The sequence below is a fragment of the Pseudocitrobacter sp. 73 genome (genome assembly GCF_008369545.1).
Taxonomy (GTDB): domain Bacteria; phylum Pseudomonadota; class Gammaproteobacteria; order Enterobacterales; family Enterobacteriaceae; genus Pseudocitrobacter; species Pseudocitrobacter vendiensis.
On record NZ_VTZO01000004.1, the window covers coordinates 15,722 to 28,872 of the forward strand.

Genomic DNA, 13,151 nt, shown 5'->3' on the forward strand with positions numbered 1-13,151 from the left:
TGGGATAATTCTGTGATAAACTCATCGCGTTTTTACGTAAGCTCATGAAGAGGTCCCTCTGAACGCACCGGCACAGCTCTCTTTGCCACTCTATCTTCCCGACGACGAAACGTTTGCGAGTTTCTGGCCGGGTGATAATCCTTCTCTCCTTGCAGCCGTGCAAAACGTCCTGCGTCAGGAACACAGCGGATACATCTATCTTTGGGCGCGGGAAGGGGCAGGGCGTAGCCATCTGCTGCACGCAGCCTGTGCTGAACTCTCGGCGCGCGGTGATGCCGTGGGCTATGTTCCGCTGGATAAACGCACCTGGTTTGTGCCGGAAGTGCTGGAAGGGATGGAACAGCTTGCGCTGGTGTGTATCGATAACATCGAGTGCGTCGCCGGAGATGAACTCTGGGAGATGGCGATTTTCAACCTGTATAACCGGATCCTCGAAACAGGGAATACCCGGCTGCTGATCACCGGCGATCGCCCGCCGCGCCAGCTTAATCTCGGCCTGCCGGATCTCGCTTCTCGCCTGGACTGGGGGCAAATTTATAAGCTTCAGCCCCTCTCTGATGAAGACAAACTGCAGGCATTACAGCTGCGCGCGCGTCTGCGCGGGTTTGAGCTGCCGGAAGATGTGTGCCGTTTCCTGCTTAAACGGCTGGACAGAGAGATGCGTACACTCTTTTTAACGCTCGACCAGTTGGATCACGCGTCGATTACTGCCCAGCGAAAACTCACGATTCCGTTTGTGAAAGAGATTCTGAAGCTGTAACGGTTAGTGCGTGCTGCTACCTAACAGTTCCGTATCCAGGACGCCAGTAATCTCTTTTACCAGTACCGGCTCCATTCCGTTTTTCAGCAATGCAAGCGCAATGCGCCGTGCTTCTTCACCTCGCCCCTCTTCAACTCCTCTGGTCCAGCCTTTCTGCTCAAGATATTCGGCAATAGTCATAAGCGTTCCCTCATGATGTGACGTGCGCTGAGAAAGCTCCTGAATCAGCTTCTCAGGATTCTCGGCGGTACCGGTATGCAGCATGTAATTCAGTATGGCAAGCAGCCGATCCTTGCTAGTGTATCCCATCGTTAAAAGTGCAGCTAGCGGGGCGATCTGTTCGGAAAGATCCCGTAAACGGATGTGTTTTTGCAGCAGTTCAAGGGTGGCAATTCGTCGATGCTGCATAATTTCGCTGTCGGGAACGACGGTAATATCGACCAGCGGAAAAGGCTGGCTATACAGACGCTTAGCCAACTCTGGATCGGAAAACTCGTCAAACCAGCGCAGGCTGTAGGGATAGGGCGTCGCCTCGCCGTGATAAAACAGCAAGGGGATAACGATCGGCAACTGTTTATTTTTGGCATCCAGATGCCGTTGCATAACGTCCAGCGAGTAGCGCAGCATTCGAAAAGCCATGTGTTTTTCCGGACGACTTTGATGCTCAATCAGCGTGTAGATATAGCCGTCGCCTGCCTGTGTTTTCACCGAATAAAGAATATCAGAAATGCGCGATCGCAGATTCTTCTCCACCATGCTGGTGGCTTCCAGTTTTAAGGTGCTTAGATCACAAATGGCGCGTAACGGGGCGGGCAGATAAATGTCGAGAAAATCACGCGCCGTGTCCACGTGCGCCATGAAATGTTTAAAAATCGCATCGTGCGGCGTGGATGTGCTTTGTTCTTCCATAAATCCCTCCATGGGATGATGACCAATGGAGGGACTCTGGCAGGGGATAGGCCAAACAACAACATGAGGACTTGCAGGTTGCGAGGCGTTATCAGGAGAACATTCACTCGCATGCAACGTTGCATCAGAACGACGTAAATGCTCGCATTTCAGGGGGACGGAATGGGCCGCAGCCGGTAAAACACGGCTGCGGTAAACTCACACTAGCTAACGATTTCCAGAACCTGCTCCGGCGGGCGGCCAATTCGCGCCTGGCCATTGCTGACCACAATCGGGCGTTCAATCAGTTTCGGGTTCTCAACCATCGCCTGAATCAGTTGCGCTTCAGTCAGTTGGTTATCGGCCAGATTGAGTGATTTATAGAGATCTTCTTTCTGGCGCATCAGTTCACGGGCGCTGTTCATGCCCAGCATTTGCAGCAACTGCTTGATGCCTTGCGCATCGGGCGGCGTTTCCAGATAAAGCACCACTTCCGGCTCAACGCCGTTGGCTTTCAGCAGGCTTAAGGTTTCGCGGCTCTTGGAGCAGCGCGGATTATGGTAAATTTTTACCGCATCAGTCATAAAATCTCCCGTGATTCTGACGTTTTTTGCTCCGGCCTTACATTTTCGTGTAAGGGCGGAAACGTTCCTGTAATTGACGAAGCTGGTCGATACGCGCGTCGTAGCGCGCCTGTTCCAGACTTCTGAGTTTGACCTGGGCGCTGGCGCTGCTCAGAAGAGAAATCGCCTGGTCGAGCCTTCCCACTAACGCCATATTCTCGGCTCGGGCGGCCAGTTCCTGATCGCGATGGCCCAGTTTAGCCTGCGCCTGTGCCAGCAGCTCCCAACCATTGGTGTCATCTTTATAATTAAACGTGTAGCGGTTAAGAATTTTCACCGCTTCGGACGCCTGGCCTGCTTCCAGCAGGGCGTTGGCCAGGTTGAGCTGCAGCACCGGGTTGGTGCGCAGATCGCGCGCGCTTTTCAGGCGGGTAATGGCGTCGGCGGCTTTGTTCTGGCCCAGATCGATATCGGTCGCCAGGTCAAGATACCAGGGGTTTTGCGGGTCGGCGGCCAGTAATGGGCGCAGCAGGTTACTCGCCTGCGCGTTGTTCTTCGCTTCCATCGCCTGAAGCGCGCGGCCATACTGCGCGGCATTTTGTTCGCGAACATTGCCTTTTGACCAGGCGTCGAGCAGATCGCTGGTCAGTTGATTCTGCCCGGAGTTATACATACCAAGCGTACGCGCTTTCGCCAGATAGAAATCAGCGGAGGATTGCACCACCATCGGTTTCATCTGGTTGGCGCGGTTACGCGCATCGGCCAGACGGCTTTCCGGCAGGGGGTGAGTCAGCAGCATTTCCGGCGGGCGTGATGAGTAGCGCGCCTGGTCGAGCAATTTATCCATGAATGCCGGCATCGCCTGCGGGTCGAAACCGGATCGTTGTAACACCTGAATGCCGATACGATCCGCTTCTTCTTCATTCTGACGGGTGAAGCTTATCATGCTCTGTTGCGTACCAGCGAGCGTACCGCTCAGCGCCGCCATCCCTGCCTGCGGGCTGGCCATTGCCAGCAAGATTGAGCCGAGTGCGCCAACCCAGGTGAGCGGAGCGTTACGTTTCTGGTCTTCCATCGCTCGTGCCAGATGGCGCTGGGTGACGTGGGATATTTCGTGCGCCATGACCGATGCCAGTTGGCTTTCGTTATCGGAATAGCGGAACAACGCCGAGTGCAGCACCACGTTACCGCCGAAGAAGGCGAAGGCGTTGATATCGTCGTTGTTGATTAAATAGAAGTGGAACGGCGTACGTACCGACCAGGCGTGCGACACCAGACGCATCCCCAGCGTATTGATGTACTGCACCAGCAGGGGGTCATTAATCAGTGGCGCGCTGCCGCGCAGCTGGCGTACGTAGAAATCCCCCATTTGCATCTCCTGACCAATGGAGAGCGTGCTTCCTGCGGAGGTGCCCATATCAGGCAACGTATCAGCCGCATCCGCAAAAGCGGGGGCTACCTGGCCGAGCGTGAGCGTTGCAATAAGGGATGCCACCAGCGTTTTTTTCAACTGCCTGAACATAACCTCTGTCCTGTAATGTGGGATGTTTCAGTTTGACCGACAGGGCGGCGTTACGTTCCCTGAATGGCTGTTTGGGCAGTTTATCTGGCCTCATAGAGGTTGAAAATGATATTCACATAACTTTTGCTGTTTGTGTCGATAAATAGAAAAAGCGAAGTCTTTTCTGTGACATTTAGATACAATTCGGACACTGTGATCCGCCAATGTGCGTCAGGGAAGTCTATATGCTCGAAATGTTGATGCAGTGGTATCGCCGCCGTTTTAGTGACCCGGAAGCGATAGCGCTGCTGGTTATTCTGGTGGCCGGTTTCGGTATCCTGTTTTTCTTTAGCGGCCTGCTGGCGCCGCTGCTGGTGGCGATTGTGCTCGCGTATTTGCTGGAGTGGCCCACCATTCGTCTGGAGAAACTCGGCTGGTCGCGACGCTGGGCCACCACCGCCGTGTTGGTCGTCTTTGTCGGTATTCTGCTACTGATGGCCTTTGTGGTGATGCCGGTAGCCTGGCAGCAGGGTATCTATCTGATTCGCGATATGCCCGGCATGCTCAATAAGCTTTCTGATTTTGCCGCCACGCTGCCGCGTCGCTATCCGGCGCTGATGGACGCAGGCATCATCGATGCGATGGCGGAAAATATGCGCGCGCGCATGCAGACCATGGGCGACTCGGTGGTGAAATATTCGGTGGCTTCGCTGGTCGGCCTGCTGACGCTGGCGGTTTATCTGGTGCTGGTGCCGTTAATGGTCTTTTTCCTGGTGAAGGATAAAGAGCAGATGCTGAACGCCGTGCGCCGCGTGCTGCCGCGTAACCGCGGTCTGGCCGGGTTAGTCTGGAAAGAGATGAATCAGCAGATAACCAACTACATTCGCGGCAAGGTGCTGGAAATGGTGGTGGTCGGCGTAGCGACCTGGATAGGCTTTATTCTGTTCGGCCTCAACTATTCGCTGCTGCTCGCAGTGCTGGTGGGGTTCTCCGTCCTGATTCCCTATATCGGCGCGTTTGTGGTCACCATTCCGGTGGTGTGCGTGGCGCTGTTCCAGTTTGGCCTGGGGACCGAGTTCTGGAGCCTGTTTGCGGTGTACCTCATTATTCAGGCCCTGGATGGTAACCTGCTGGTGCCGGTGCTCTTTTCTGAAGCAGTGAATCTGCATCCGCTGGTGATTATTCTGTCGGTGGTGATTTTCGGCGGGCTGTGGGGATTTTGGGGCGTTTTCTTCGCCATTCCGCTGGCGACGCTGATTAAAGCGGTGATGCATGCCTGGCCGGATGGTCTGGTGGCCGACGAAGAGTAAATAAAAAGCCGACGCGAAAACGTCGGCTTAAGAACGCTGGCAAAGTGCGCTTTGTTCATGCCGGATGCGGCGTGAACACCTTATCCGGCCTACAAAATATTGCAGAAACCTTGTAGGCCTGATAAGCGTAGCGCATCAGGCGCTCTCTTTAAGCCAGTTCAGCACCACGTCGTGGTGATTGCTGGTTTTGAAATCATCAAAGACGTGCTCAACTTTTCCATCGCCATCAACCAGGAAACTGATGCGGTGGATACCGTCGTAGGTTTTGCCCATAAAGGACTTTTCGCCCCAGACGCCAAACTGTTCACAAACCTGATGATCTTCATCGGACAGCAGGGTGAAGTTCAGCAGCTCTTTTTCGGCAAAGCGGGAGAGTTTTTCCGGCTTATCGGTGCTGATGCCCAGCACTTCCACGCCCGCTTTTTTCAGTTCATCCATATTATCGCGCAGACCGCAGGCCTGCACGGTGCAGCCCGGCGTCATGGCCTTCGGGTAGAAATAGACCAGTACGCGTTGTCCCTGGAAGTCGGTCAAATTTACTTGCTCGCCGTCTTGATCGGGCAAACTAAATTTCGGTGCGATGTCACCGGCTTTCAGTGGGTTCATTAGGCAACTCCATCTTGTTCGTCATGCTGGGAATGATTTATGACGTTTATACTGCCTTGTGCATTCAATTCTGTACATAGGGCTTTGAACGCTTGCTCAATATTTGATGCATTTTTCGTAGCCGGGCTGTGCGCGGTTATCTGAATAAACAGCTGTGGCTGCGCACTTTCATCGCCGGGTTGGGTTCGGGAAACCAGTTCGGCAATGTTCATCTCCCATGAATCGATAAGCGCGGTGAAGCGTTCGATAATATGCGGAGAATCAGGCACCTCAACCTGTACCCACACGGTGGAAGGCATCGCCGGACGTGGTCGCGCGGTGGTGCGCTTCATCACAATCAGCAGATCCAGTTCGGCCCCTTTCAATGGCAGGGTGGACTCAATCAGGGTGATCGCATTCCAGCTACCGGAAAGCAGCATGATGAAAGTGAACTCATCACCCAGCATGGCCAGCCTGCTGTCCTCGATGTTGCAGCCGCAGCTACTGACGTGACGCGTGATGGTATTGACAATGCCAGGGCGATCGGCCCCCAGAGCTGTAATGACCAAATAGTGTTGTAATGTGGCTGTCAAACCGGTGCTTCCTTTAAAAAGGTGAGGTATTCCCTAGGAAAGCATAAAAAAAACCGGCATACAACATTCTGAGGGGCTTCAGTCGCTTGCTTTTATTACGGTACCAAACGTACCATTGAGACTCATGTCCGCACGTCAGCACAGAGGATGGCTCCATGTTCACGGGAAGTATTGTAGCGCTTGTCACGCCGATGGATGAGAAAGGTAATGTCGACCGTTCAAGCCTGAAAAAACTGATTGATTACCATGTCGCCAACGGGACCTCGGCGATTGTATCTGTAGGGACGACTGGAGAATCGGCGACGCTTGGCCACGACGAGCATGGCGATGTCGTGATGATGACCGTAGAGCTGGCCGATGGCCGTATTCCGGTTATCGCGGGCACCGGGGCGAACGCCACCGCAGAGGCGATAAGCCTGACCCAGCGCTTTAACAACACCGGCGTAGTCGGTTGCCTGACCGTGACTCCTTACTACAACCGTCCAACTCAGGAAGGTCTGTTCCAGCACTTTAAAGCGATCGCAGAACATACTGACTTGCCACAAATTCTGTATAATGTGCCGTCTCGTACGGGTTGCGATATGCTGCCAGAAACCGTGGGTCGTCTGGCTGAAATAAAAAATATTATCGCAATCAAGGAAGCAACAGGGAACTTAAGTCGTGTTCACCAGATCAAAGAGCTGGTTTCAGACGATTTCATCCTGCTGAGCGGTGATGATGCCACGGGTCTGGACTTCATGCAGCTTGGCGGTCAGGGTGTGATTTCCGTCACTGCAAACGTTGCTGCGCGTGATATGGCAGAAATGTGTAAGCTGGCCGCGGCTGGCGAGTTTGCGAAAGCGCGCGTCATCAATAATCGTCTGATGCCGCTGCACAATAAATTATTTGTCGAACCCAATCCTATCCCGGTTAAATGGGCGTGTAAGGAGTTGGGACTTGTAGCAACCGATACGATGCGTCTGCCGATGACACCTATCACCGACCACGGTCGTGATATCGTCGCCTCTGCAATGAAGCACGCCGGTTTGCTGTAAAGTTTAGGGAGATTTGATGGCTTACTCAGTACAGAAGTCGCGCCTGGCAAAGGTTGCGGGTGTTTCACTTGTCCTGCTGCTTGCAGCGTGCAGTTCCGACTCGCGTTATAAGCGCCAGGTGAGCGGCGATGAATCCTATCTGGATGCCGCGCCGTTAAGTGAACTTCACGCGCCGGCTGGCATGATCCTGCCGGTTCAACGCGGTGATTATAACATTCCGGTTGCTAACGGTAGCGGCGCAGTAGGTAAAGCCCTGGACATCCGTCCGCCGGCACAGCCTCTGGCGCTGGTTTCTGGTGCGCGCACGCAGTTCACGGGCGATACCGCCACGCTACTGGTTGAAAGCGGCCGTAGCGGTAACCTGTGGCCGCAGGTAGTGAGCATCCTTCAGGGTAAAAACTACACCATCGATAAACGTGATGATGCCACCCAAACGTTAACCACCGATTGGGTTGAGTGGAACCGTCTCGATGAAGACCAGCAGTACCGTGGTCGTTATCAAGTCTCCGTAAAACCACAGGGCTACCAACAGGCCGTAGTGGTTAAACTGGTTAACCTGGAACAAGCGGGCAAACCGGTTGCCGATACTGCATCGCTGCAGCGCTACAGCGCCGAGATGCTGAACGTTATCTCCGCAGGTCTCGATCAGAACGCCACCGCCGCGCAGAATGCTTCTCAGAGCACGGCAGGGTCTTCCTTCGATGTGCAGAGCGCAGCGGATGACACGGGCTTGCCAATGCTGGTGGTACGTGGTCCGTTCAACCAGGTATGGCAACGTCTGCCTGGCGTGCTGGAAAAAGTGGGCATGAAAGTGACCGACAGTACCCGTTCTCAGGGCAGCATCAACGTGACCTACAAGCCGCTGTCTGACAGCAGCTGGCAGGAACTGGGTGCGACCGATCCGGGTCTGGTCTCCGGTGATTACAAACTGCAGGTCGGTGACCTCGATAACCGCAGCAGTCTGCAATTCATCGACCCGAAAGGTCATACCCTGACGCAGTCTCAGAACGACGCGCTGGTCGCCGTCTTCCAGGCAGCGTTTAGCAAGTAATATTCAGGGCTGGAGCAATCCGGCCCTTTTTTCTGATATGATACGCAAACGTGTGCGTCGGCAGAAAAGCGGCAAGTTTATCGTTAAATCTCACCAGGAGTAATAAAGATGCAAAAGCAAGCTGAGTTGTATCGTGGTAAAGCGAAAACCGTCTACAGTACGGAAAACCCGGATCTGTTGGTGCTCGAGTTCCGTAACGATACGTCAGCAGGGGACGGTGCGCGCATTGAGCAGTTCGATCGTAAAGGCATGGTGAACAACAAGTTCAACCACTTCATTATGACCAAACTGGAAGAAGCGGGTATCCCGACTCAGATGGAACGTCTGCTCTCTGACACCGAATGTCTGGTGAAAAAACTGGATATGGTGCCGGTAGAGTGCGTAGTGCGTAACCGTGCGGCAGGCTCGCTGGTGAAACGTTTAGGGATCGAAGAAGGCATCGAGCTGAACCCACCGCTGTTCGACCTGTTCCTGAAAAATGATGCGATGCATGATCCGATGGTTAATGAATCTTACTGCGAAACCTTTGGTTGGGTGAGCAAAGAAAACCTCGCACGTATGCAAGAACTGACCTTCAAAGCCAACGATGTTCTGAAAAAAATGTTTGATGATGCGGGCCTGATTCTGGTCGATTTCAAACTGGAATTTGGTTTGTTCAAAGGCGAAGTCGTACTGGGTGACGAATTCTCGCCGGACGGTAGCCGTCTGTGGGATAAGCAAACCATGGATAAAATGGATAAAGACCGTTTCCGCCAGAGTCTGGGCGGTCTGATTGAAGCTTACGAAGAAGTGGCACGTCGTCTGGGTGTTAACCTGGACTGAGTCTCCTGAGTCTCCTGAGTCACTGCCTCACAGAGGGTGCCTGCACCCTCTGAATTTCCCCGTTATTTCCTGTGGTAATCCTTGTCTGAACCGCCTACGATCATAACTATAATTAATAGGATAGGTTCGAGGTAGATATGCGTTGGCAAGGTCGTCGCGAAAGCGACAATGTTGAAGACAGACGAAATGATTCCGGCTCGCCGATTTCAGGCGGCGGGCGAAACATTCGTATTCCCAGCGGGAAAGGCGGCATCATTCTGTTGATTGTCGTGGTTGTCGCGGGCTATTACGGCGTCGATCTTACAGGCTTTCTGACCGGAGAACCGGTATCACAGCAATCCTCCCAACAGCGGAGCGTTAGCCCTCAGGATGACGAAGCCGCCAAATTCACCTCGGTAATACTTGCGACCACCGAAGATACCTGGACCCAGCAGTTCGAAAAAATGGGTAAAACTTATCAGGTACCGAAACTGGTGATGTATCGCGGCGCGACGCGTACGGGTTGTGGCACGGGCCAGTCGGTCATGGGCCCATTCTATTGCCCGGCGGATACCACGGTATATATCGATCTCTCTTTCTACGATGATATGAAGGAGAAACTGGGCGCGGATGGCGACTTTGCTCAGGGCTATGTGATTGCTCATGAAGTAGGGCACCACGTGCAGAAGCTGCTGGGTATCGAGCCAAAAGTCCGCCAGATGCAGCAGAATGCGTCCGAATCACAAGTGAATCAACTCTCTGTGCGCATGGAACTGCAGGCGGACTGCTTTGCAGGCGTCTGGGGCCACGCGATGCAGCAGCAGGGCGTGCTGGAGCCGGGCGATCTGGAAGAAGCGCTTAACGCGGCGCAAGCGATTGGCGACGACCGTCTTCAGCAGCAGAGTCAGGGACGCGTCGTACCGGATAGCTTTACACATGGCACATCACAGCAGCGTTTTACCTGGCTGAAACGCGGCCTGGATAGTGGTGACCCGGCGCAGTGCAATACGTTTGGCAAAATGCTGTAAGTTAATGAATCGCCATCATGGATGAACTTTTCGCTCTCGCGCCGCGCATGGCGCAGGAAGGTGTACGCCGCTTGTTGGTTATCAGCGGCGAGTCACGCTGGGCACAGCAGCAGGCACAAGCCTTTCGTGACGCCGCTCAGACAGACGTATTGTGGGTGGGGCCCGAAGCGCAAGCGGAGCCGTACTGCGCGCCAGCAAAGTTGGTGACGTTGCTGGGGCGCGAGTTTCAGCACGCCATCTTTGATGCCCGCCAGGCTTTCGATGTCTCTGCTTTTGCCGCGCTTGCCGGTACGTTGCGTGCCGGAAGCTGGCTGTTGCTGCTGGTGCCGGAATGGGTGCGATGGCCTCATCAGCCGGATGCCGATTCCTTGCGCTGGAGCGACTCGCCAGAAGCGATTGCCACACCGCGCTTTGTGCACCATTTTTGCGAAGTATTGCGCGAAAGCCCGGAAGCACTGCTGTGGCGACAGGGGGATGCATTCCCGGAGGTCAATTTTCCCTCGCGCCCACACTGGCTGCGTGCCAGTGGTGAGCCGGATGCGGAACAAGCCACGATCCTCAACAAGCTGGCGATCAATCCGGGGGGCGTGACCGCCATTACCGCCGAGCGTGGGCGTGGCAAATCGGCACTGGCGGGGATGCACATCCGCAGCCTGAAGGGGCGGGCCATCGTGACTGCGCCGACGCGGGCATCTGCTGACGTGATTGCTGCTTTTGCCGGCGAGCGTTTTCACTTTATGGCGCCGGACGCCCTGCTGGCTTCTACGGAAACCGCAGACTGGCTGGTGGTGGATGAAGCCGCCGCTATTCCCGCTCCGCTGCTGGAAAAACTCGCCTTACGATTCCCACATCTTTTACTGACCACCACTGTTCAGGGCTATGAAGGCACGGGGCGGGGATTCCTGCTCAAGTTCTGCGCGCGTTTTCCCGCGCTCCGGCAATTTACCCTCAACACGCCCGTTCGCTGGGCTCAGGGCTGCCCGCTGGAAGCGGTGGTGAATGATCTGCTGATTTTTGCTGACGATAGCTTTACCGTTTCCCCGTCCGGCCTGTTAAGTTTCAGGGCGATAGAACAGGCGCAATGGTTGTCGCAACCTAAGCTCCCCACGGCGATGTATCAGCTACTGTCCGGTGCGCACTATCGCACCTCACCGCTCGATCTCCGGCGGATGATGGATGCACCGGGGCAACATTTTATCGCAGCCGACACGCCGAATGGCCTGGCAGGTGCGCTGTGGCTGGTGGATGAAGGCGGATTGCGTGCCGAATTAAGTCAGGCGGTATGGGCGGGTTTTCGTCGACCGCGCGGTAACCTGGTGGCGCAGTCGCTCGCCGCACACGGCGGTAGCCCGCTGGCGGCAACATTGATCGGTCGGCGCATTAGCCGGGTAGCTGTGCACCCTTTGCGCCAGCGCGAGGGTATCGGTTCTGCGCTCATCGCCCGTGCCTGTAAGCACGCCGCGGGCTGCGATTATCTCTCCGTTAGCTTTGGCTATACCGAAGCACTCTGGCAGTTCTGGCAACGCTGTGGCTTTACGTTGGTGCGCATCGGCACGCAGCGCGAAGCCAGCAGCGGCTGTTATGCGGCGATGGCGCTGTTCCCGCTCACCGATGCCGGAAAAGAGCTGACGCGGCATGAGCATTTACGTTTATGCCAGGAGTGGCGCTGGCTGCAAGGGTGGGTCGATGAGAAATTGACGCTGCCGCCGGGGCCGGAGTCTATGCTTAATGATGAAGCGTGGTGGGATCTGGCGGGGTTTGCGTTTGCTCATCGCCCGTTGCTGGCTACGCTGGGTAATCTGCATCTGTTGGCTTCTCTCAGCCCGTTAGCATTAACGGCGCTGCGCCGCAGATTAGCGCGGGAAGATGAAGCTAAACTTTGCGCAACGCTGGGTCTTCATGGGCGTAAAGCGCTGCTTATCCGACAACGGGAAGAGGTCGCCCAGGCGATGTTTGGGCTTAATCACGCGCGAACCGAACAGCTTCGTGAACGGATAAAGCAGGTGCAATTTTTTTAACTATCTCATTCAGTTAAATGGCATGGTCATTCTTTCCGGCCAGCGTAAACTGTGCGGTAACAAAGGAGATAGCCATGAAACACGATCATTTTGTCGTTCAAAGCCCCGCTAAACCCGCGCAACAGCTGCTGCTGTTGTTCCATGGCGTGGGTGATAACCCGGTGGCAATGGGGCAAATTGGCAGTTGGTTCGCACCGCTGTTTCCTGATGCGCTCATTGTAAGCATCGGCGGCGCAGAGCCTTGTGGCCCGGCTCCGGCGCGTCAGTGGTTCTCTGTACAGGGTGTGACCGAAGAGAATCGTCAGGCGCGCGTGGATGCGATTATGCCAACCTTTATCGAAACCGTACGCTACTGGCAAAAACAGAGCGGCGTTGGCCCGCTGGCAACCGCATTAATTGGTTTCTCGCAGGGCGCGATTATGTCGCTTGAGAGCGTTAAAGCGGAACCCCATCTGGCATCCCGCGTTATTGCCTTTAATGGCCGTTATGCGACGTTGCCAGAAACCGCATCGACAACCACGACGGTGCATTTGATTCACGGTGGTGAAGACCGGGTTATCGATCTTGCGCATGCTGTGGCGGGGCAGGAAGCTTTATTAGCAGCCGGCGGCGATGTGACGCTCGATATCGTAGACGATCTGGGGCACGCGATTGACGAACACAGTATGCAGTTTGCACTCGATCATCTGCGTTACACTATTCCGAAACATTACTTCGATGAAGCGTTAAGCGGCAGTACACCGAAGAATGACGATCTCATAGAGATGCTTTAAAACAAAATGGGCCGGATTTCCGGCCCGTTTATTATTACGGTTTTTTCGACTGATCGTGCTTCGGCCAATCGTCGTCTTCGTCCCACTTCGCGTTGTTGTCGCGATGCGGAGGAAGCTCCGGCTTATTGGCGAGGAATTTTTTGTGATCGACGCGGTTGAGATCTTTAATCACGTTGATCATTACGCCAACCAGAAACACCAGTACCAGAACCCACCAGTATTTTGACAGCCAGTCCATGTGCGTTA

At 54.8% G+C, this 13,151-nt stretch carries 14 protein-coding genes; 8 read left to right on the forward strand and 6 right to left on the reverse strand.

Going from position 1 to position 13,151, the window contains the following annotated elements; translation table 11 throughout:
* Positions 1 to 58: 58 nt before the first annotated feature.
* Complete coding sequence (locus F0Q32_RS02680) at positions 59 to 760, forward strand: DnaA inactivator Hda (protein ID WP_071843484.1); 702 nt, start codon at positions 59 to 61, stop codon at positions 758 to 760.
* A gap of 3 nt (positions 761 to 763) precedes the next feature.
* On the opposite strand, the gene F0Q32_RS02685 is transcribed toward F0Q32_RS02680, so the two are convergent.
* From F0Q32_RS02685 to bepA, 3 genes are all read right to left on the reverse strand, one after another.
* Positions 764 to 1,669 carry an Rpn family recombination-promoting nuclease/putative transposase gene (locus tag F0Q32_RS02685; protein WP_149461863.1) on the reverse strand — a complete coding sequence of 302 codons (906 nt, stop codon included), beginning with the start codon at positions 1,667 to 1,669 and terminating at the stop codon, positions 764 to 766.
* A gap of 203 nt (positions 1,670 to 1,872) precedes the next feature.
* Positions 1,873 to 2,232 carry an arsenate reductase (glutaredoxin) gene (gene arsC, locus F0Q32_RS02690; protein ID WP_149461864.1) on the reverse strand — a complete coding sequence of 120 codons (360 nt, stop codon included), beginning with the start codon at positions 2,230 to 2,232 and terminating at the stop codon, positions 1,873 to 1,875.
* Between the two features lie 37 nt (positions 2,233 to 2,269).
* Positions 2,270 to 3,733 carry a beta-barrel assembly-enhancing protease gene (gene bepA / locus F0Q32_RS02695; RefSeq protein ID WP_149461865.1) on the reverse strand — a complete coding sequence of 488 codons (1,464 nt, stop codon included), beginning with the start codon at positions 3,731 to 3,733 and terminating at the stop codon, positions 2,270 to 2,272.
* Between the two features lie 224 nt (positions 3,734 to 3,957).
* Here bepA and F0Q32_RS02700 point away from each other — a divergent pair, with 224 nt between their 5' ends.
* Positions 3,958 to 5,022 carry an AI-2E family transporter gene (locus F0Q32_RS02700; RefSeq protein WP_149461866.1) on the forward strand — a complete coding sequence of 355 codons (1,065 nt, stop codon included), beginning with the start codon at positions 3,958 to 3,960 and terminating at the stop codon, positions 5,020 to 5,022.
* 135 nt (positions 5,023 to 5,157) lie between these two features.
* Here F0Q32_RS02700 and bcp read toward each other — a convergent pair whose 3' ends face one another.
* Both bcp and F0Q32_RS02710 read right to left on the reverse strand, forming a co-directional pair.
* On the reverse strand, positions 5,158 to 5,628 hold the full coding sequence (gene bcp, locus F0Q32_RS02705) for a thioredoxin-dependent thiol peroxidase (RefSeq protein WP_013365301.1): 471 nt from the start codon (positions 5,626 to 5,628) through the stop codon (positions 5,158 to 5,160).
* Positions 5,628 to 6,200, reverse strand: a complete 573-nt coding sequence (locus F0Q32_RS02710) for a glycine cleavage system transcriptional repressor (RefSeq protein WP_149461867.1) — start codon at positions 6,198 to 6,200, stop codon at positions 5,628 to 5,630. The genes bcp and F0Q32_RS02710 overlap by 1 nt, the downstream gene beginning before the upstream one ends.
* A 155-nt stretch (positions 6,201 to 6,355) precedes the next feature.
* On the opposite strand from F0Q32_RS02710, the gene dapA reads away from it, so the two are divergent.
* From dapA to ypfH, 6 genes are all read left to right on the forward strand, one after another.
* Positions 6,356 to 7,234, forward strand: a complete 879-nt coding sequence (gene dapA, locus F0Q32_RS02715) for a 4-hydroxy-tetrahydrodipicolinate synthase (RefSeq protein ID WP_015963466.1) — start codon at positions 6,356 to 6,358, stop codon at positions 7,232 to 7,234.
* A 16-nt stretch (positions 7,235 to 7,250) separates the two neighbouring features.
* On the forward strand, positions 7,251 to 8,285 hold the full coding sequence (bamC, locus tag F0Q32_RS02720) for an outer membrane protein assembly factor BamC (RefSeq protein ID WP_149461868.1): 1,035 nt from the start codon (positions 7,251 to 7,253) through the stop codon (positions 8,283 to 8,285).
* Between the two features lie 108 nt (positions 8,286 to 8,393).
* Entirely contained in the window at positions 8,394 to 9,107 is a 714-nt protein-coding gene (gene purC / locus F0Q32_RS02725; protein WP_149461869.1) for a phosphoribosylaminoimidazolesuccinocarboxamide synthase, read from the forward strand.
* Between the two features lie 137 nt (positions 9,108 to 9,244).
* A complete protein-coding gene (locus F0Q32_RS02730; protein WP_149461870.1) occupies positions 9,245 to 10,114 on the forward strand; it encodes a neutral zinc metallopeptidase in 870 nt (289 codons plus the stop codon).
* Between the two features lie 8 nt (positions 10,115 to 10,122).
* Positions 10,123 to 12,132: a tRNA(Met) cytidine acetyltransferase TmcA gene (locus tag F0Q32_RS02735; protein WP_149461871.1), complete on the forward strand. Its 2,010-nt coding sequence runs from the start codon at positions 10,123 to 10,125 to the stop codon at positions 12,130 to 12,132.
* A gap of 74 nt (positions 12,133 to 12,206) precedes the next feature.
* Positions 12,207 to 12,905 carry an esterase gene (ypfH, locus tag F0Q32_RS02740; protein WP_149461872.1) on the forward strand — a complete coding sequence of 233 codons (699 nt, stop codon included), beginning with the start codon at positions 12,207 to 12,209 and terminating at the stop codon, positions 12,903 to 12,905.
* A gap of 34 nt (positions 12,906 to 12,939) precedes the next feature.
* Here the strand turns inward: ypfH and F0Q32_RS02745 are convergent, their stop codons facing one another.
* Positions 12,940 to 13,143, reverse strand: a complete 204-nt coding sequence (locus tag F0Q32_RS02745) for a YpfN family protein (protein WP_108473434.1) — start codon at positions 13,141 to 13,143, stop codon at positions 12,940 to 12,942.
* Positions 13,144 to 13,151: the final 8 nt, after the last annotated feature.

What these genes read in the sequence shown, in the direction of transcription:
- F0Q32_RS02745 (WP_108473434.1), bottom strand. Translation starts at nt 13,143, where the DNA reads ATGGACTGGCTGTCAAAATACTGGTGGGTTCTGGTACTGGTGTTTCTG.
- dapA (WP_015963466.1), top strand. Translation starts at nt 6,356, where the DNA reads ATGTTCACGGGAAGTATTGTAGCGCTTGTCACGCCGATGGATGAGAAA.
- ypfH (WP_149461872.1), top strand. Translation starts at nt 12,207, where the DNA reads ATGAAACACGATCATTTTGTCGTTCAAAGCCCCGCTAAACCCGCGCAA.
- bcp (WP_013365301.1), bottom strand. Translation starts at nt 5,628, where the DNA reads ATGAACCCACTGAAAGCCGGTGACATCGCACCGAAATTTAGTTTGCCC.
- F0Q32_RS02685 (WP_149461863.1), bottom strand. Translation starts at nt 1,669, where the DNA reads ATGGAAGAACAAAGCACATCCACGCCGCACGATGCGATTTTTAAACAT.
- F0Q32_RS02730 (WP_149461870.1), top strand. Translation starts at nt 9,245, where the DNA reads ATGCGTTGGCAAGGTCGTCGCGAAAGCGACAATGTTGAAGACAGACGA.
- purC (WP_149461869.1), top strand. Translation starts at nt 8,394, where the DNA reads ATGCAAAAGCAAGCTGAGTTGTATCGTGGTAAAGCGAAAACCGTCTAC.
- arsC (WP_149461864.1), bottom strand. Translation starts at nt 2,232, where the DNA reads ATGACTGATGCGGTAAAAATTTACCATAATCCGCGCTGCTCCAAGAGC.
- F0Q32_RS02700 (WP_149461866.1), top strand. Translation starts at nt 3,958, where the DNA reads ATGCTCGAAATGTTGATGCAGTGGTATCGCCGCCGTTTTAGTGACCCG.
- bepA (WP_149461865.1), bottom strand. Translation starts at nt 3,733, where the DNA reads ATGTTCAGGCAGTTGAAAAAAACGCTGGTGGCATCCCTTATTGCAACG.
- bamC (WP_149461868.1), top strand. Translation starts at nt 7,251, where the DNA reads ATGGCTTACTCAGTACAGAAGTCGCGCCTGGCAAAGGTTGCGGGTGTT.